13 protein-coding genes are annotated in these 19,544 nt (G+C 64.3%); all 13 read left to right on the top strand.

Translation table 11 applies throughout. The annotated features are described in order from the left end of the window. Positions 1–156 precede the first annotated feature (156 nt). Positions 157–936, top strand: a complete 780-nt coding sequence (gene yaaA / locus J5M67_RS23170) for a peroxide stress protein YaaA (protein ID WP_207887687.1) — start codon at positions 157–159, stop codon at positions 934–936. A gap of 988 nt (positions 937–1,924) precedes the next feature. Beyond that, positions 1,925–3,235 carry a GDP-mannose 6-dehydrogenase gene (gene algD, locus J5M67_RS23165; RefSeq protein ID WP_207887685.1) on the top strand — a complete coding sequence of 437 codons (1,311 nt, stop codon included), beginning with the start codon at positions 1,925–1,927 and terminating at the stop codon, positions 3,233–3,235. Positions 3,236–3,446: 211 nt separating this feature from the next. After that, positions 3,447–4,928, top strand: coding sequence for a mannuronan synthase (gene alg8, locus J5M67_RS23160; RefSeq protein ID WP_207887683.1), 1,482 nt, complete (start codon positions 3,447–3,449; stop codon positions 4,926–4,928). A 33-nt stretch (positions 4,929–4,961) separates the two neighbouring features. Then, positions 4,962–6,131: a PilZ domain-containing protein gene (locus J5M67_RS23155; RefSeq protein WP_207887681.1), complete on the top strand. Its 1,170-nt coding sequence runs from the start codon at positions 4,962–4,964 to the stop codon at positions 6,129–6,131. Positions 6,132–6,144: 13 nt separating this feature from the next. Beyond that, entirely contained in the window at positions 6,145–7,554 is a 1,410-nt protein-coding gene (gene algK / locus J5M67_RS23150) for an alginate biosynthesis TPR repeat lipoprotein AlgK (RefSeq protein WP_207887679.1), read from the top strand. Positions 7,555–7,655: 101 nt separating this feature from the next. After that, positions 7,656–9,086: an alginate export family protein gene (locus J5M67_RS23145; RefSeq protein ID WP_207887774.1), complete on the top strand. Its 1,431-nt coding sequence runs from the start codon at positions 7,656–7,658 to the stop codon at positions 9,084–9,086. 161 nt (positions 9,087–9,247) lie between these two features. Continuing rightward, positions 9,248–10,927, top strand: coding sequence for a mannuronan 5-epimerase AlgG (gene algG / locus J5M67_RS23140; RefSeq protein ID WP_207887677.1), 1,680 nt, complete (start codon positions 9,248–9,250; stop codon positions 10,925–10,927). 13 nt (positions 10,928–10,940) lie between these two features. Beyond that, on the top strand, positions 10,941–12,359 hold the full coding sequence (locus J5M67_RS23135) for an alginate O-acetyltransferase (RefSeq protein WP_207887675.1): 1,419 nt from the start codon (positions 10,941–10,943) through the stop codon (positions 12,357–12,359). Between the two features lie 36 nt (positions 12,360–12,395). Then, the gene (locus J5M67_RS23130) at positions 12,396–13,508 is read left to right on the top strand and encodes a mannuronate-specific alginate lyase (protein ID WP_207887772.1); all 1,113 of its coding nucleotides are present in this window, start codon (positions 12,396–12,398) and stop codon (positions 13,506–13,508) included. A gap of 421 nt (positions 13,509–13,929) precedes the next feature. Further along, positions 13,930–15,444, top strand: coding sequence for an MBOAT family protein (locus J5M67_RS23125; RefSeq protein ID WP_207887673.1), 1,515 nt, complete (start codon positions 13,930–13,932; stop codon positions 15,442–15,444). Between the two features lie 13 nt (positions 15,445–15,457). After that, on the top strand, positions 15,458–16,663 hold the full coding sequence (locus J5M67_RS23120; RefSeq protein ID WP_207887671.1) for an alginate O-acetyltransferase: 1,206 nt from the start codon (positions 15,458–15,460) through the stop codon (positions 16,661–16,663). A 199-nt stretch (positions 16,664–16,862) separates the two neighbouring features. Continuing rightward, positions 16,863–17,513 carry an alginate O-acetyltransferase AlgF gene (algF, locus tag J5M67_RS23115; protein WP_207887669.1) on the top strand — a complete coding sequence of 217 codons (651 nt, stop codon included), beginning with the start codon at positions 16,863–16,865 and terminating at the stop codon, positions 17,511–17,513. Positions 17,514–17,800: 287 nt separating this feature from the next. Beyond that, on the top strand, positions 17,801–19,246 hold the full coding sequence (locus tag J5M67_RS23110) for a mannose-1-phosphate guanylyltransferase/mannose-6-phosphate isomerase (protein ID WP_207887667.1): 1,446 nt from the start codon (positions 17,801–17,803) through the stop codon (positions 19,244–19,246). Positions 19,247–19,544: the final 298 nt, after the last annotated feature.

Here is a 19,544-nt window from a genome sequence, read left to right as displayed (position 1 = left end):
CAAAACCTCCCTCCCCCCTCTCCCGATCCCTCCGGGGCCGTCCGGCAACGCTCTCGCCATCAGAGCCATGAGCCCTGCCGATACTAATCGTCCCCATAGCTGGAGCCGTTACGCGGGAATCCCTACAATCGCGCCTCGCTTGTAGGAGACCGCACGATGCTGATGGTGATTTCCCCCGCCAAGACCCTGGACTACGACACCGCGCCGGTGACGCAGCGCTTCACCCTGCCCGAGCACCTGGACGATGCCCAGGAACTGATCGGCATCCTGCGGGAACTGTCGCCGGCGCAGATCGCCGAGCTGATGCACCTGTCGGACAAGCTCGCCGGCCTGAACGCCGCGCGCTTCGGCAGCTGGCACCCGGACTTCACCCCGGCCAACGCCAAGCAGGCGCTGCTGGCCTTCAAGGGTGACGTCTATACCGGCATGCAGGCCGAGGACTTCGGCGAGAACGACTTCGACTTCGCCCAGCGCCACCTGCGCATGCTCTCCGGCCTGTATGGCGTGCTGCGCCCGCTGGACCTGATGCAGCCGTACCGCCTGGAAATGGGCACCCGGCTGGCCAACGCCCGTGGCAAGGACCTCTATGCATTCTGGGGCGAGCGCATCAGCGGCTGGCTGAACCAGGCCCTGGCCGAGCAGGGCGACGAGGTGCTGCTGAACCTCGCCTCCAACGAGTACTTCGGCGCCGTCAAGCGCAAGGCCCTGAACGCGCGGGTGATCGATACCGAGTTCAAGGACCTGAAGAACGGCCAGTACAAGATCATCAGCTTCTACGCCAAGAAGGCCCGCGGAATGATGGCGCGCTACGTGATCAAGGAGCGCCTGCAGAACCCCGAAGGCCTGAAGGACTTCAACTACGCCGGCTACGTCTATAGCGCCGAGCACTCCAAGGCGGACCAGCTGGTGTTCCTGCGCGATCATCCCGAAGACTGACCCGCCCTGCGGGAGCCCCGCCGGGCTCCCGTCCCGCCTTTCCTGCCCTTCCTCCCCGCCTGATACCAAATCGCCTGTAAGCCATTGACCACTGAATGAGTCAGTCAAAAGGGCATGGGTTGTCTATTTCTTGCGCAAAAAATGCCCGATTGACCTTACTACCTGAAGGGTCTAGATAACCGTTCGTCTGCTTCGGGGGAAATCGTGAGATTTTTTTTCGGCCCCCGATCAGCCGCTACTGGCAAGAAAACCTTCCGAAATCGACATCTTCCCGCTGCTCACTGGCCACTAGCAGCCGATTGCCATGACGTGCATTTCACGATTGCAACTTGCAATGGAGAAAGCTGAACGGCAGCTGAACGAAAGTATTGAACGCGATGTGCGGTCGTTTTTAATCAAAAATTCAATTGAACTTTTCCCGACCTTGCATATTGCACTGTAACGACAGCCCCACGAACAACTCCCGATTTGCCATTATCGCGGCATCAAATGATGTCATTTGGATATTTCAAAAGATTTCAGAAGCGGGATGAGTGGAAGGAACTAACCCCACTTTGGAAAAATCCTATTTCCGCAACGATCATTGATGCAGATCACGAAACTGCATTGATGTGATGAGCGCTTTGTTCTAACGGTAATTACCTAAAGGCATTACCAATCGACACCAGAACGATCACAAGCTCATGAAAAAAATGAATTTTTAGGTGACGAAGACAGTCATCTACACAACTCGGAGCACAGCGGAGCGGATAAACAACCCAGGGTGAAATCCGCCTGCAACAAAACAGGGCAAGTATTTGAAACTTGCCCAAAGACAGTGCTCTGAAGTTTAGCACTACTTTCCCTGCCTTACCGGAGGAAGTACGGAGGACACCTGAGCGTGCCTTCCGCGGGTTCTTTCACCCTGAATAAAGGTCCTTCGGGGCCAGATATATAACCGCCCTTCCGGGCAACTTTGAAAGCTCGACAATTGAACGAGGTGAATGCGATGCGAATCAGCATCTTTGGTCTTGGGTATGTTGGCGCAGTATGTGCCGGCTGCCTGTCCGCACGAGGCCACGAAGTCGTCGGGGTGGATGTTTCCACCACCAAGATCGATCTGATCAACAAAGGGAAGTCGCCCATCGTCGAACCCGGTCTGGAATCGCTGCTGGAACAGGGCATCCGTTCCGCTCGCCTGTCGGGCACCACCGACTTCAAGAAGGCCGTCCTGGATACCGATGTGTCGTTCATCTGCGTCGGCACGCCGAGCAAGAAGAATGGCGACCTCGACCTGGGCTACATCGAGTCGGTCTGCCGCGAGATCGGTTATGCGATCCGCGAAAAGAAAGAGCGCCACACCGTGGTGGTGCGCAGCACCGTCCTGCCGGGCACCGTGAACAACGTGGTGATCCCGATCATCGAGGACTGCTCGGGCAAGAAGGCCGGCACCGACTTCGGCGTGGGCACCAACCCGGAGTTCCTGCGCGAATCCACCGCGATCAAGGACTACGACTTCCCGCCCATGACCGTCATCGGTGAACTGGACGCCAAGACCGGCGACCTGCTGGAAGAGATCTACCGCGAACTCGACGCGCCGATCATCCGCAAGTCGATCGAAGTCGCCGAGATGATCAAGTACACCTGCAACGTCTGGCACGCCGCCAAGGTCACCTTCGCCAACGAGATCGGCAACATCGCCAAGGCGGTGGGCGTCGATGGTCGCGAGGTGATGGACGTCATCTGCCAGGACAACAAGCTCAACCTGTCGCGCTACTACATGAAGCCCGGCTTCGCCTTCGGCGGCTCCTGCCTGCCCAAGGACGTGCGTGCCCTCACCTACCGCGCCAGCCAGCTGGACGTCGAGCACCCGATGCTCGGCTCGATCATGCGCAGCAACCAGCACCAGGTGCAGAAAGCCTTTGACCTGATCACCGCGCACGGCACCCGCAAGGTTGGCCTGCTCGGCCTGTCGTTCAAGTCCGGCACCGACGACCTGCGCGAAAGCCCGCTGGTGGAACTGGCCGAGATGCTCATCGGCAAGGGCTACGAGCTGCAGATCTTCGACCGCAACGTCGAGTACGCCCGCGTCCATGGCGCGAACAAGGAGTACATCGAGTCGAAGATCCCCCACGTCTCCTCGCTGCTGGTTTCCGACCTGGACCAGGTGGTGAAGACCTCCGACGTGCTGGTGCTGGGCAACGGTGACGAGCTGTTCGTCGACGTGGTGAACCAGGCGCCGCAGGGCAAGAAGGTGGTCGATCTGATCGGCTTCATGTCGCACGGCACCAACGAGCGCGCCGAAGGCATCTGCTGGTGATCCGAATCGATCGGCTGCGCGTCGGCCCGGCGTCGTTGGAGAGGAACTCGGAAATGCTCATTCACTTGAGTGAACTCCGCTTCCTCGTCCCTCTCCGCCTAGCCGGACTCTAGCTCGCTCGATCGAGACCTTACCCGCAGAGCGAAAAAGCGCCGGTTACCAGCACGCCACGCGTGCTGGTAACCGGACCTCACCAGACGGATGCATGACCATGGAAACCTACAAACGAGTAATCGGTGAAGCCCTGGGCTGGCTGGCCTTCCTCAGCCTGCTGATGGTATTGGCGCTGGCAGTGCCCAAGACCGTGTTCGACGCCGATTCCAAGGACTTCCTGCTGCTGATCGGTGCGGTCGGCATCTGGCGCTATTCGATGGGCGGCCTGCACTTCCTGCGCGGCATGCTGTTCCTCTACGGGGTCTACCCCTACTACCGCCGCAAGCTGCGCAAGATGGGCGACGCGGCCGATCCATCCCATGTCTTCCTGATGGTCACCAGCTTCCGCATCGACGCGCTGACCACCTCCATGGTCTATCGCTCGGTCATCCAGGAGGCCATCGCCTGCGGCTATCCCACCACCGTGGTGTGCTCCATCGTCGAGATGTCCGACGAGGTGCTGATCAAGCAGCAGTGGCAGAAACTCAATCCGCCGGAACACGTTTCGCTCGACTTCGTGCGCATCCCCGGCACCGGCAAGCGCGACGGCCTGGCCCACGGCTTCCGCGCCATCTCCCGTGACCTGCCGGACGAACACGCCGTGGTCGCAGTGATCGACGGCGACACCGTGCTGGAGCCCGGCGTGGTGCGCAAGACCGTGCCCTGGTTCAAGCTCTTCTCCAATGTCGGCGGCCTGACCACTAACGAATTCTGCGAGGTGCAGGGCGGCTACATCATGAGCGAGTGGCACAAGCTGCGCTTCGCCCAGCGCCACATCAACATGTGCTCGATGGCACTGTCCAAGCGCGTGCTGACCATGACCGGGCGCATGTCGGTGTTCCGCGCCCAGGTCGTCACCGACCCGGACTTCATCGCCGACGTGGAAAGCGACCACCTCGACCACTGGCGCCTGGGCCGCTTCCAGTTCCTCACCGGCGACGACAAGTCCAGCTGGTACAGCCTGATGCGCCTGGGCTACGACACCTTCTACGTGCCGGACGCGGCGATCAATACCGTCGAGCACCCGCCGGAGAAGAGCTTCGTCAAGGCCAGCCGCAAGCTGATGTTCCGCTGGTACGGCAACAACCTGCGGCAGAACTCCCGGGCCCTGGCCCTGGGCCCCCAGCGCCTGGGCTGGTTCACCAGCGTGGTGCTGTTCGACCAGCGCCTGTCGATGTGGACCTGCCTGCTCGGCCTGGTCGCCGCGATCATCGCCAGCATCAAGTACAGCATCGTCTTCCTGCTGGTCTACCTGCTGTGGATCGGGATCACCCGCTTCGTGCTGACCCTGCTGCTGTCGCTGTCGGGGCACCACATCGGGCCGGCCTACCCGCTGATTCTTTATTACAACCAGATCGTCGGCGCCATGGTGAAGATCTACGTGTTCTTCCGCCTCGACCAGCAGTCCTGGACCCGCCAGAACACCAAGCTCGACCGTGGCCTGGCCAGCTTCCAGCAATGGTTCAACACCTGGTCCTCACGCGCCATGACCTTCTCCGCGGCCAGCGTCTTCGTTGCCGTACTGCTGACCATCGTCTGACCGCCCCTATTAGCTACAACAGGACTCGCCCACATGAATACCGCCGTCAACGTCAATGTCGTGCACGAATCCGAAGCCCAGCGCCAGCATGCCCGGGTCAAACTGCCCGCGCGCATCCGCTATATCGGTGCCAACCGTGAAGGTGTCGATGCCCGCCTGCTGGACATCTCCGCCGGCGGCTTCGCCTTCACCGCCAGCGGCGCGCCGATCCAGGCCGGCGACCTGCACAAGGGCAAGCTGCTGTTCCAGATCGACAGCATCAGCTTTTCCCTGGAAGTGGACTTCCAGGTGCGCTCCTACGACCCGGACAGCCGCCGCGTCGGTTGCGAATTCCAGCACCTGAAGCCGCGCGAAGTCGCCGCCCTGCGCTACCTGATCACCTCCTTCCTGGCCGGTGAAGTGATCAGCGTCGGCGACATGCTCAACACCCTGCAGCGCGAGAACTTCACCAAGGCCCGCAAGCACGGCGCAGGCTCCGGCGGCATGGGCTTCTTCAGCCGCATGCGCGCCGTGACCCTGAGCACCGCCATCTTCGTGGTCGGCGTGGGCGCCTTCGCGGTCATCCTCAACCAGGTCTACAACCTGTACTTCGTCACCCACGCCGACTCGGGCGTGGTCAACGTCGCCAACCAGCAGATCACCATGCCCCGCGAAGGCACCGTGGAGAGCCTGGTGGAAGCCGGCGCGGACGTGGCCAAGGGCGCGCCGATCGCCACCTTCTCCGCCAACCTGCTGGACCTGCTCAAGGGCAACCTGAGCGAAGAACAGCTCAGCCCGAGCAATATCGAGAAGCTGTTCGGCCACCAGATGAAAGGCACCCTGACCAGCCCGTGCGACTGCCGCGTGGTCGAGCAGCGCGTGGCCAACGGCCAGTTCGCCAACAAGGGCGACATCATCTTCACCCTGACCCCGCGCGACAGCACCGCCACCGTCGAGGCGCGCTTCCCCTACCGCAACGCCGCCGAACTCTCGCCGGGCACCGCCGTGCACTTCCAGATCGCCGGTGACAGCGAAGTCCGTGGCGGCCGTATCGTCCGCACCGCTCCGGTGGACGGCGACCTGGCCTCGGAAATCCGCGTGCAGATCCAGCCCGACCAGCCGCTGGACACCCTGCTCGCCGGTCGCCCGACCGAAGTCAGCATCGGCGGCCTGCCGGGCCGCACCCTGCTGAACAAGGCGATGGCCCTGGCCACCGCACGCTAAGAGGGAACATGCCATGAACCGTCCCGTCGAAGCCCTTGCCCTGAAGATGGCCCCGAAGCTGGCCCTGGCACTGGCCATCGCCGTGGCCGCTGGCTGCGCCGGCCTGCCTGACGAGCGCCTGGCCCAGGAGGCCCTGGAGCGTGGCGACATCGCCACCGCCCAGGCCAACTTCCAGGCCCTGGCGACCATGGGGTACGCCGACGCACAGGTCGGTCTGGCCGACATGCAGACCGCCACCGGCGACCCGGCCGAACAGGCCCGCGCCGAGAAGCTCTACCGCGAAGCGGCCGAGACCTCGCCGCGCGCCCGTGCCCGCCTGGGCAAATGGCTGGCGGCCAAGCCCGGCGGCACCGACGCCGAGCACCGCGAAGCCGAGCAACTGCTGACCCGCGCCTTCAACGAAGGCGAGGACAGCGCATTGGTGCCGCTGATCGTCCTCTACCTGCAATACCCGCAGGCCTGGCCGAACGTGAACCCGCAGCAGCGCATCGACCAGTGGCGCGAACAGGGCCTGCCGCAGGCGGACCTGGCGCAGATCATCCTCTACCGCACCCAGGGCACCTACAACCAGCACCTGGGCGAGGTCGAGCAGGTCTGCCAGCGCTGGCTGAACCGCATGGACGTGTGCTGGATGGAGCTGGCCACCGTGTACCAGATCCAGGGCAACGCGGATAAGCAGAAGGCCCACATCGAAGCACTCAAGGCCGCCTGGAAAGCCGGCCGCGTGCCCTCCGAGCGCGTCGACTCGGTGGCCGGCGTGCTGGCCGATCCGAACCTCGGCACGCCCGATCCGCAAGCCGCGCAGGCGCTGCTCACCGAGATCGCGCCGACCTACCCGGCGGGCTGGGTGAGCCTGGCCAAGCTGCAGTACGACAACCCCGACCTGGGCGACCTGAACCAGATGCTCGACTACCTGAAGAAGGCCCAGGACGCCGCCCAACCGCGCGCCGAGCTGTTGCTGGGCCGCCTCTACTACGACGGCAAGTGGGCCCCGCAGGAACCGCAGAAGGCCGAGCAGCACCTGCTCAAGGCCGCCGCCACCGAGCCTCAGGCGCATTACTACCTGGGCCAGATCTACCGCCGCGGCTACCTCGGCAAGGTCTACCCGCAGAAAGCGGTGGACCACCTGCTGATCGCCGCCCGCGCAGGACAAGCCAGCGCCGACATGGCTCTGGCGCAACTGTATTCGCAGGGACGTGGCGTCCGGCCAAACCTGGTCAACGCCTACGTGTTCGGCGAGCTCGCAAAACGCCAGCAGGTCCCCACCGCCACCGACCTGATGACGCAGATCGAGCCGCAGATACAACCGGCTGACCGCACTGCTGCCCAGCAGTTGCTCAAGCGCGAAGAACAAACGCGCGGCGCCAACTGGCAAGCCACCGTCAGCCTTCTGCAGAACAACCAGGAACAAGAAAACCTATGAAGCGCAACGATACGATGACCACCCCGCCGTTTGCTCTTGTCGAAGGGATTCAGCCGCGTGCTCTGGCTTCCGCCGTTCGCCGCGCACGCCTGTTCCCAGCCATGCTCGGCGCCGGCATCAGCCTCGCCGGCACCCTGTTCGGCAGTCTCGCCTACGCGGCCGAGGAGCCGCCAAAGAACTACGGCCTCGACGTAAAGATCACCGCCGAATCCGAGGACGACCGCGACCTGGGCACCGCCCCGGGCGGCGACCTCAACGGTATCGGTATCGACCTGCGTCCCTGGGCCTTCGGCCAGTGGGGCGACTGGAGCGCCTACGTGATGGGTCAGGCGGTCGCCGCCACCGACACCATCCAGACCGACACCCTGCAGTCCGACGACGTCACCAACGACAGAAGCGGCAATGACAACAAGCGCGAGCCGGACGACGCCTACCTGGCCCTGCGCGAATTCTGGGTGGACTACGCCGGCCTTACCCAGTACCCCGGTGAGCACCTGCGCTTCGGCCGCCAGCGCCTGCGAGAAGAAAGCGGCACCTGGCAGGACACCAATATCGAGGCCCTGAACTGGACCTTCGACACCACCCTGCTGCGTGCCCACGTCGGCGCCGCCCAGCGCTTCTCCGACTACCGCACTGACATCACCGACCTGGCACCGGCGGACAAGGACCGCACCCACGTCTTCGGCGACATCTCCACGCAGTGGATGCCCAACCACTGGGTCGGCCTGCGCCTGCACCACGCCGACGACAGCGGCAGCCTGCCGGACCCGGGCGAAACCGTCGACTCGCTGGACAAGAAATCCACCGGCGACCTCACCTGGGTGGGCCTGGAAGCCAACGGCGACGGCTACAACTGGCGCTCGCAGATGCCCATCAACTACTGGGCCGGCGCCACCTGGCTGACCGGTAACCGCGATCGCCTGACCACCGTCCCGGTGAACGGCGAGAGCATCGCCACCGGCAAGCAGAGCGGCGACGTGGACGCCTACGGCGTCGACCTCGGCCTGCGCTGGAACATCGACGAGCAGTGGCGCGTCGGCGGCGCCTACGCCCGCGGCAGTGGCGGCGGCAAGAACGGCGAGGACCAGTTCGAGCAGACCGGCCTGGAAAGCAACCGCTCCAACTTCACTGGCACCCGCGCCCGCGTGGCCCGCTTCGGTGAAGCCTTCCGCGGTGAGCTCTCGAACGTCGAGGCCGCCACCCTGTTCGGTTCCTGGCAGATGCACGAGGACTACGACGCCAGCGTCGTGTACCACAAGTTCCGTCGCGTCGACGGCGGCTCGGACATCGGCAACAGCGGCATCAACGCTCCGTTGGTGAACGACTCCAAGGACCTCGGCCAGGAGGCCGACCTGGTCGTCACCAAGTACTTCAAACAGGGTCTGCTGCCGGCGTCGATGAGCCAGAGCATCGACGAGCCCTCGGCACTGGTGCGCCTGCGTGGCGGCGTGTTCAAGCCGGGCGACGCCTACGGCAGCCACGTGGACTCGACCATGCACCACGCCTTCATCGACGTCATCTGGCGCTTCTGAGGACTGCAGTGATGGCTGGTTTGTCGTGGGTTCCCCGCCTGAGCGGGAATGACGGAAAAGCACCGGCGGACAGCGGCCTTCGGGCCGCCCCGCTGCCCCGTCGCGCACCCAAGCCCGGGAACCCGACAAGCCATGCCAGCGCTCGCAAGGAGACAACGGCCATGAACCGCCATCCGTTACACCCCCTGCCGCTTACCGCGCTGCTGCTCGGCGGCCTGCTGAGCGCCGCCGCGCCGGTGTGGGCCGCACCGTCCGCGGAAAAAGCCGCCGCCAGCGCCAAGGCGGCCACCGCCGCCCATGGCAAGAAGGACAGTGCGAAAAGCACCAGCACCGAAAAGGCTCCCGAGGAACCGGCGGACAACGAGCCGGGCCATACCAAGACACTCAAGCAGTCCGGCAACTACACCGTGACCACCGCGCCCAGCGAGCCGCTGAAGCTGGACCCGCCCAAGCTGCCCGACCTCACCGGCTATACCGCCGAGGCCGTACAGAAGAAGATCGACCGCAGCAAACATGGCAAGGCCCTGGTGCAGCGCATGGTCCAGCAGCAACCGCTGAAGGAATTCACCGGCGGCAAGAACCGCCTCGCCGAATGGGTGAAGCGCCAACGCCAGATGCCCCAGGCGGTCTTCATCGAAGGCGGCTACGTCAACCTGTCCGATCTCATCGGCAAGCTGCCGAAGACCGCGCTGGAAGAGGTCGAGCCCGGTATCTACGTGGCCCGCCTGCCCATCGTGGTGAGCCAGGGCGCAACCCTGGAGATCGACGGCAAGGTCAAGGAGCTGCGCCTGTCCCAGGACCGCGGCGCGTTCCTGGTTAACGACGGCAAGCTGTTCGTCCGCGACACCAAGGTCACCGCCTGGAACGAGGCGAAGAAGGAACCGGCCTGGTTCAAGTCCCCGAATGAATTCCGTCCCTTCCTGATCTCCTGGGGCGGCGCCGAGGCCTATCTGGTGAACAGCACCTTCACCAGCTTCGGCTACAACGCCTCCAAGGCCTACGGCATCTCCATCTCCCAGTACAGCCCGGGCATGGACAAGACCATGAAACGTCCGCGTCCCAAGGGCTGGGTGATCGGCTCGACCTTCGTCGACGCTTGGTACGGCTTCTACTGCTACGAGGCCGACGACCTCGTGGTGCGCGGCAATACCTACCGCGACAACATCATCTACGGCATCGACCCGCACGACCGCTCGCACCGCCTGATCATCGCCGAGAACGAGGTCCACGGGACCAAGAAGAAGCACGGCATCATCGTTTCCCGTGAGGTGAACGACAGCTGGATCTTCAAGAACAAGACCTACGACAACCACCTTTCCGGGATCGTCCTGGACCGTAACTCCGAACGCAACCTGGTCGCCTACAACGAGGTTTACCGCAACCACTCCGACGGCATCACCCTCTACGAGTCGGGCGACAACCTCATCTATGGCAACCAGGTGCTGGCCAACCTGCGCCACGGCATCCGTATCCGTAACAGCGTGAACATCCGCCTGTACGAGAACCTCGCCGCCGGCAACCAATTGATGGGCGTCTACGGCCACATCAAGGACCTGTCCGACACCGACCGCAACATCGACCTCGACCCCTTCGACACCAAGGTCTCGCTGATCGTGGTCGGCGGCAAGCTGGCCGGCAACGGCTCCGGCCCGCTGTCGGTGGACTCGCCGCTGTCGCTGGAGCTCTACAAGGTCAGCATGCTCGGCCCAACCAAGTCTTCCGGCATCTCCTTCAACGGCGTGCTGGGCGAGAAACAGGAACAGATCTTCGACCTGCTGGTACGCCAGCAACGCGCCGTGCTGCTCGACCCCGTGGAAAGCCAGGCCGAACTGCAGAACTGAGGACCGACCGACCATGAAACGTATGACTTCCAACCTGCTGCGCCTGTCGGGCCTCACCGCCAGCCTGCTGCTCGCCCAGCAGGCCCTGGCCGCCGACGCTTCGGCGCCGACCTACACTGCCCAGCCGACCCCGGCCCTGTGCCCGAACGCGGCCAACGACGCGGCCTACAACACCAAGTACCTGGGCTTCTTCACCCACCTGGTGCCGGCCCAGGAAGACTGGCTGTTCCGTACCACCTACGACCTGCGCACCGACTTCGGCACCAGCGCCGAGGGCTGGCGCGAGCTCAAGCAGCTGCGCGACGAACTCAAGCGCAAGGGCATCGACCTGGTCGTCGTCTACCAGCCCACCCGTGGCCTGGTGAACCGCGAGAAGCTCAACCCGCAGGAAAAGGCCAGCTTCAACTATGAACTGGCCAAGCGGAACTACCTGGCGACCATCGAGCAGTTCCGCAAGGCCGGCATCTACACCCCGGACTTCTCCCCGCTGTTCGACGAGAAGGAAGAGCACCCCTACTACTTCAAGGGCGACCACCACTGGACCCCGTACGGCGCGATGCGCAGCGCGAAGATCGTGGCCGAGACCCTGAAGGAAATCCCGTCGTACAAGGACGTGCCGAAGAAGGACTTCGAAAGCAAGCGCGTGGGCCTGCTGTCCAAGCTCGGCACCTTCCACAAGGCCGCCGCCCAGCTGTGCGGCAGCGGCTATGCACCGCAGTACGTCGACCGCTTCGAGACCGAGCCGGTGGGCGATTCGGGCGGCGGCGACCTGTTCGGCGAAGGCGGCAACGCCCAGGTCGCGCTGGTCGGCACCTCCAACAGCGGCCCGGCCTACAACTTCGCCGGCTTCCTGGAGGAGTACGCCAAGGTCGACATCCTCAACAACGCCGTCTCCGGTGGCGGCTTCGACAGCTCGTTGCTGGCCTACATGACCAGCAAGGAATTCCACGACAAGCCGCCGAAGATCCTCATCTGGGAATTCGCCACCCACTACGACATGGCGCAGAAGAGTTTCTACCGCCAGGCCATGCCGCTGGTGGACAACGGCTGCGCCGACGGCAAGCCGGCGCTGACCCGCAAGGTCAAGTTGCATCCGGGCAGCAACGAGGTACTGGTCAACAGTGGCGCAGCGCCGATCCGCTCGGGCAGCTACACCGCCGACGTCACCTACTCCGACCCCGGCGTGCACGAACTCAAGAACACCATCTGGTACATGAACGGTCGTCGCGAACAGCTCAAGATCGAACAGTCCAAGGCCGTGGATACCGGCGGCCGCTACGTCTTCGAGCTGCGCAACGACGAAGACTGGTCGAACCAGCAGTTCCTCTCCCTGGAAATCGAGGCGCCGGAAGACATGCCGGCGGGCCTGGAGGTCGAGGCCAAGCTCTGTCAGACCCCCAAAGCCAAGTCGGCCGATATGGCCGCCAACTAGAGAGCGGGGACGAAAGCCATGCCCAGCCTACGCAAGATCAAGACCCCCGTGGTTGCCCGAATCGGCCTGACCATCGCCGTGGTCGGCGCGCTGTTCGGCGGCCAGGCCACTCGCGCCGCCGACCTGGTGCCGCCACCGGGTTACTTCTCCGCCGTCGGTGAAAAAGGCAGCAAGAAGGACTCGGACAGCTGTCCGGCGATCCCCACGCCCTACACCGGCAGCCTGCAGTTCACCAGCAAGTACAAGGGCTCGGACTCGTCGCGCTCGACGCTCAATGCCGACGCGGAAAAAGAGTTCCGCTCGCAGATCAAGGACATCACCGAGATGGAGCGCGGCACCGCCAAGCTGATCACCCAGTACATGCGCAGCGGCAACAAGGGTGACCTGGACTGCGCGATGAACTGGCTGGAAGCCTGGGCCCAGGCCGGCGCGCTGGAGAGCACCGACTTCAACCACACCGGCAAGTCCATGCGCAAATGGGCCCTTGGCAGCCTGTCGTCGTCCTACATGCGCCTGAAGTTCTCCAGCAGCCGTCCGCTGTCGGCCTATGCCGAGCAGTCGAAGACCATCGAGAGCTGGTTCAGCACCCTGGGCAGCCAGGTGGTACGCGACTGGAGCGACCTGCCGCTGAAGAAGATCAACAACCACTCCTACTGGGCCGCCTGGTCGGTGATGTCCACCGCCGTGGTGACTAACCGCCGCGACCTGTTCGACTGGTCCGTGCAGGAGTTCAAGGTCGCCGCCAACCAGGTGGACAACGACGGCTACCTGCCCAACGAACTCAAGCGCAACCAGCGCGCGCTGTCCTACCACAACTACTCGCTGCCGCCGCTGACCATGATCGCCGCCTTCGCCCAGGTGAACGGCGTCGACCTGCGCCAGGAAAACAACGGCGCCCTGCAGCGCCTGGCCAACCGCGTGATGCAAGGCGTGGACGACCAGAACGACTTCGACGAGAAGACCGGCAAGGACCAGGACATGGACGATCTCAAGGAGAACAGCAAGTTCGCCTGGCTGGAACCCTACTGCGCGCTCTACAGCTGCGCGCCCAAGACCCAGGACTGGAAGAAGAAGATGGAACCCTTCAACAGCTTCCGCCTGGGTGGCGAGGTGACCAAGGTTTTCAACCGACAGGGGGCGGGGAGCTGAAGCAGCGACCCACCCCGGCCTCTCCGTGACGACGAGAGGTTCGACCTGGCAAGCGAGAAGGCCTGAGAGCCCCTCACCCTAACCCTCTCCCAAAGGGAGAGGGGACTGAGCGGCATCAAGCGAAACACCGGGCCAACCGGCAACTCCGGACGGCCCCCTCTCCCTCCGGGAGACGACTGCATGGATGCAGGAGGTAGGGCGACGCAGGATGCCAAAGCCGAGGGCTGGGGTTAGGGCAAGCCCCTGCTCCGAAGCAACAACAGCACCACCCGACCCACGCGACAAAGACGCGGGCGGGCGCAACAGATTAAGCAATACCAGGGGAGGAATGGCGGGTTGTCCCGGCCTTTCCTCTGGGCATCGAAAGATGCCGGAAAGGCTGGAGCGACCTTAGGTTTGAAGCTCCAGAGAGAGACGCGGAATGGTCTTTTCTTCCAACGTGTTCCTGTTCCTGTTCCTGCCGATGTTCCTCGGCCTGTACTACCTGAGCGGGAACCGCTACCGCAACCTCCTGTTGCTGGTAGCCAGCTACGTCTTCTACGCATGGTGGCGTGTCGACTTCCTGGCCCTGTTCGCCGGCGTGACGCTGTTCAACTACTGGATCGGCCTGCGCATCGGTGCGGCCGGCGTACGCACCAAGGCCGCGCAGCGCTGGCTGATCCTCGGCGTGGTGGTCGACCTCTGCGTGCTCGGCTACTTCAAGTACGCCAACTTCGGCGTCGACAGCCTCAACCAGATCATCACCTCGATGGGCATGCAGCCCTTCGTCCTGACCCACATCCTGCTGCCCATCGGCATCAGCTTCTACACCTTCGAATCGATCAGCTACATCATCGACGTGTACCGCGGCGACACCCCGGCGACGCACAACCTGATCGACTTCGCGGCCTTCGTGGCGATCTTCCCGCACCTGATCGCCGGCCCCGTGCTGCGCTTCAAGGACCTGGTCGACCAGTTCAACCACCGCACCCACACCGTCGACAAGTTCGCCGAAGGCTGCACCCGCTTCATGCAGGGCTTCGTCAAGAAGGTGTTCATCGCCGACACCCTGGCGGCCGTGGCCGACCACTGCTTCGCCCTGCAGGCCCCAACCACGGGCGACGCCTGGCTCGGCGCCATGGCCTACACCGCGCAGCTGTACTTCGACTTCTCCGGCTATAGCGACATGGCCATCGGCCTGGGCCTGATGATGGGCTTCCGCTTCATGGAGAACTTCAACCAGCCCTACATCAGCCAGTCCATCACCGAGTTCTGGCGTCGCTGGCACATCAGCCTGTCCACCTGGCTGCGCGACTACCTGTACATCAGCCTGGGCGGTAACCGCGGCACCACCTTCCAGACCTACCGCAACCTGATCCTCACCATGCTGCTGGGCGGCCTGTGGCACGGCGCCAACGTCACCTACATCATCTGGGGCGCCTGGCACGGCGTGTGGCTGGCCATCGAGCGTGCCCTGGGCGTGAACGCCGCGCCCCACGTGCTCAACCCGGTGAAGTGGGTGTTCACCTTCCTGCTGGTGATCGTCGGCTGGGTCATCTTCCGCGCCGAGAACCTGCACGTGGCCTGGCGCATGTACGAAGCCATGTTCAGCTTCGGCAACTGGCAGCTCTCCGAACTCAACCGCGCCAGCCTCACCGGCCTGCAGGTCGGCACCCTGGTGATCGCCTACATCGTCCTGGCCTTCTTCGGCATCCGCCAGTTCCACCAGCAGCCCATGCAGGACAAAGCGCCCAAGGCCGCGGCGAAGACCGAACAGATCGGCACCGGTGGCCCGGCCATCACCTACTCGTCCAGCGCTGCGGCGGCCTACCCGGCGAGCGTGATGACCCAGCTGCCGGTGTTGGCGACCCGCGTCGCCCTGCTCCTGCTGTTCGCCGCCTCGGTGCTCAAGCTCTCGGCGCAGAGCTACTCGCCGTTCCTCTACTTCCAGTTCTGAGCGAGGCCGGATCATGCAACCGACTACACACACGCACATCAGCAAGCCCCTGCAGTACACCTACATCGCCGTGTTCGGCGGGATGCTGCTGGGCCTGGCCGGCCTGTCGCTGAAGGCCTTCCCCAGCTTCTCCGCCGCCGAGGGCACTACCGTGCTCAACGGCAAGCTGGCCCACGCCTTCGAAGGCCACTATGACGAACAATTCCCGATCAAGCGTCTGGGCACCAACCTCTGGGCCGCGCTGGACTACACCGTCTTCGAGGAAGGCCGCCCGGGCGTCGTGCTCGGCAAGGACGGCTGGCTGTTCACCGACGAGGAGTTCAAGCCCGCCCCCTCCCAGCAGCAACTGGACGACAACTGGGCGCTCATTCGCGGCGTGCAGCAGGAGCTGGAGCGCCGTGGCGTGAAGCTGGTGCTGGCGATCATCCCGGCCAAGACCCGCCTCTATCCCGAGTACCTGGGCAAGGAACAGCCGGCAGCGCTGCACGCCTCGCTCTACCAGGACTTCCTGCAACGCGCCCGCCAGGCCGGCATGGCCGCGCCGGAGCTGTTGGAATCCATGGAAAAAGCCAAGGACAACGGCCAGGTCTTCCTGCGCACCGACACCCACTGGACCCCGCTGGGCGCCGAAGCCGTGGCCCAGCGCCTGGGCGAAAGCATCCGTGCCGGCCAGGGCGCCGATCTGCCAACCCAGACCTTCATCACCGAAGCCGGCAAGAGCGGCCCGCACAAGGGCGACCTGCTCACCTTCCTGCCGCTGGACCCGCTGTTCACCAAACTGCTGCCCCCCGAAGACCAGCTCCAGCAGCGCCAGACCCACCCGGCCGCGGAGGCCGCGACCGGCGCGGACAACAGCGGCGGCGATGACCTGTTCGGCGACAGCGCCCAACCGCAGGTCGCCCTGGTCGGCACCAGCTACAGCGCCAACCCGCGCTGGAACTTCGCCGGCGCCCTGAAGCAGGCGCTGTCGGCGGATGTCATCAACTACGCCAAAGAAGGCAAAGGCCCCCTGGAGCCGATGCTCGAACTCCTGCAGGACGAAGGCTTCAAGCAGAAGCCGGCGCAACTGCTGGTCTGGGAATTCCCCGAACGCTACCTGCCGATGCACAGCGACCTCAGCCAGTTCAACCCGGACTGGGTGGCGCAGCTGCGCGCGGAAGGCAACCGAGACGAACGCCTGGCCGCCACCAACCAGGCAGGCAACCCAACGGCGCACTGAGCAGTGGATCAAGGGCTAGCCGAGCGCCGCTCAGGCAAGGCGGCTGCAGGCGAGAAAGCGCAGTTTGCATCTGCAAATGAGCATTTCGAGCCTGCAGCCAACGCAGCATGAGCAAGCGCAGGCAGCCATTGATTCATTGCGTAGCGCCGCGACAGGGCATCACCCATGCCCACAAGAGAGAAAGACGGAGGTACACCCCATGAACCGACTGACCATTCGCATCCTGAAGTCGTCCGCACTGGCACTCGCCCTGGGCACCGCATCCTTCGGCGCCTTCGCCGGCGGTGAAGGCGCGCTCTACGGGCCACAGGCGCCCAAGGGCTCGGCCTTCGTGCGGGCCTACAACGCCGGCAGCTCCGAGCTGAACGTCGCGGTCGGCAACGCCACCCTGAACGACGTCTCGCCGCTGGGCTCCAGCGACTTCAAATTCCTCCCGGCGGGCAGCTACACCGCCAAGGTCGGTAGCCAGAACCTGCCGGTGAAACTCGATCCGGACGCCTACTACACCCTCGTCAGCCAGCCCGGCGGCCAGCCGCGCCTGGTGCCCGAGCCGCCGTTCAAGAACAAGCAGAAAGCCCTGGTCCGCGTGCAGAACCTGAGCGGCCAGGCCCTGACCCTGAAAACCGCCGACGGCAAGACCGACGTGGTCGCCAACGTCGCCCCGCAAAGCCACGGCGACCGCGAGATCAACCCGGTGAAAGTGAACCTGGCGCTGTACGACGGTGCGAAGAAGGTCAGCGACCTCAAGCCCGTCACCCTCGAGCGCGGCGAAGTGGTCTGCCTCTACGTCACCGGCGAGGGCGGCAAGCTCAACCCGGTATGGGTCAAGCGCCCCGTGAAAGTGGACTGATCCCATGAGCCGGCGGCCGTTCCCCAACCGCTCCCACCCGGAGTGCGGACGAGACTGCGCGTCTCCCGCCGGCACGAACTGCCTGCTCGCCCTCCGGGGCGAGCCTCGGGGTGAGGGCGCTCCCATGGCGCCCCTGCCCTTCCAGAACAACAAGACCGGCATCGCACCGGCAGAAGAATCAGTGCGCCGCAACGACGGCATGCACAGGAGAGGTCACCCACAAGGCACGTCGGGTCACATGGTGTGGCGCGGCAAACAGTACGCACGAACGCTTTAGGAGAAACCCCATGATTCCAGTAATCCTTTCCGGTGGCAGCGGCTCGCGACTCTGGCCTCTTTCCCGCAAGCAGTACCCCAAGCAGTTCCTCGCCCTCACCGGCGAGCACACCCTTTTCCAGCAGACGCTGGAGCGCCTGATCTTCGACGGCATGGAAGCGCCGGTGGTGGTCAGCAACCAGGAGCACCGTTTCATCGTCCAGGAGCAGCTCGACGCGCTGCAGCTGAACACCCAGGCCATCCTGCTCGAACCCTTCGGCCGCAATACCGCGCCGGCCGTGGCGATTGCCGCCATGAAGCTGATCGCCGAAGGCCGTGACGAGCTGCTGCTGATCCTCCCGGCCGACCACGTGATCGAGGACCAGCGCGCCTTCCAGCGAGCCCTTGCCCTGGCCACCAACGCCGCCGAGAAAGGCGAAATGGTGCTCTTCGGCGTTCCTGCCAATCGCCCGGAAACCGGCTACGGCTACATCAAGTCCGGCGACGAGCGCGGCCTGCCGGACGGCGTGATCCGGGTCGAGCGCTTCATCGAGAAGCCCGACGAAGCCCGCGCCAAACAATTCGTCGAGGAAGGCGGCTACTACTGGAACAGCGGCATGTTCCTGTTCCGCGCCAGCCGCTTCCTGGAAGAACTGAAGAAGCACGACACCGACATCTACGACACCTGCCTGCTCGCCCTGGAGCGCAGCCAGCACGACGGCAACGTGGTGAGCATCGACGCCGCCACCTTCGAGTGCTGCCCGGACAACTCCATCGACTACGCCGTAATGGAAAAGACCCGCCGCGCCTGCGTAGTGCCGCTGGCCGCCGGCTGGAACGACGTCGGCAGCTGGTCGTCGATCTGGGAAGTCCACGAGAAGGACGCCGATGGCAACGTCACCATGGGCGACGTGGTGGTCCACGACAGCCACAACTGCCTGGTGCACGGCAACGGCAAGCTGGTTTCGGTGGTGGGTCTTGAGGACATCGTGGTCGTCGAGACCAAGGACGCCATGATGATTGCCCACAAGGACCGCGTGCAGGACGTCAAGAAGGTGGTCAACCAGCTCGACGCCGCCGGCCGCAGCGAAACCCAGAACCACTGCCAGGTCTACCGCCCGTGGGGCTCCTACGACTCGGTGGACATGGGCGGCCGCTTCCAGGTCAAGCACATCACCGTGAAGCCGGGCGCACGCCTGTCGCTGCAGATGCACCACCACCGCGCCGAGCACTGGATCGTGGTATCCGGCACGGCCCAGGTGACCTGTGACGACAACACCTTCCTGCTCACCGAGAACCAGTCCACCTACATCCCGATCGCCTCGGTCCACCGCCTGGCCAACCCGGGCAAGATCCCGCTGGAGATCATCGAGGTACAGTCGGGCAGCTACCTGGGCGAAGACGACATCGAGCGTCTGGAAGACGTCTACGGGCGCACCACCGAGAACGTCGAGCCGCTGCGCGCAGTAGCTCGCTGAGTCTGGCGCTTCCCTCATCGGCGCCAATGCCCCCGTACCGACTGGTGCGGGGGCTTTTTTATGGCTGCGCCGTCAATTCCCACGGCGGAATTGACGGCCAGGGCCCCTCGTAGGAGCGGACCTTGTCCGCGAAATCCATCGCGGATGACTCCATTCCCACCGGCGGAACCCCGGATATTCCCGCCCACGTAGGAGCGGACTCCGTCCGCGATGCTCTTGCTCTTCGTAGGACGAATAACGCCTCAGGCGTTATCCGCCGTGTTGAGGTTAGGTGTTTCTGCGCCGCTTCGGCGTGTGC

Origin of the sequence: Pseudomonas sp. 30_B (assembly GCF_017491605.1) — a bacterium.
Classification (GTDB): domain Bacteria; phylum Pseudomonadota; class Gammaproteobacteria; order Pseudomonadales; family Pseudomonadaceae; genus Pseudomonas.
This window is presented reverse-complemented; position numbering and strand designations above follow the sequence as displayed.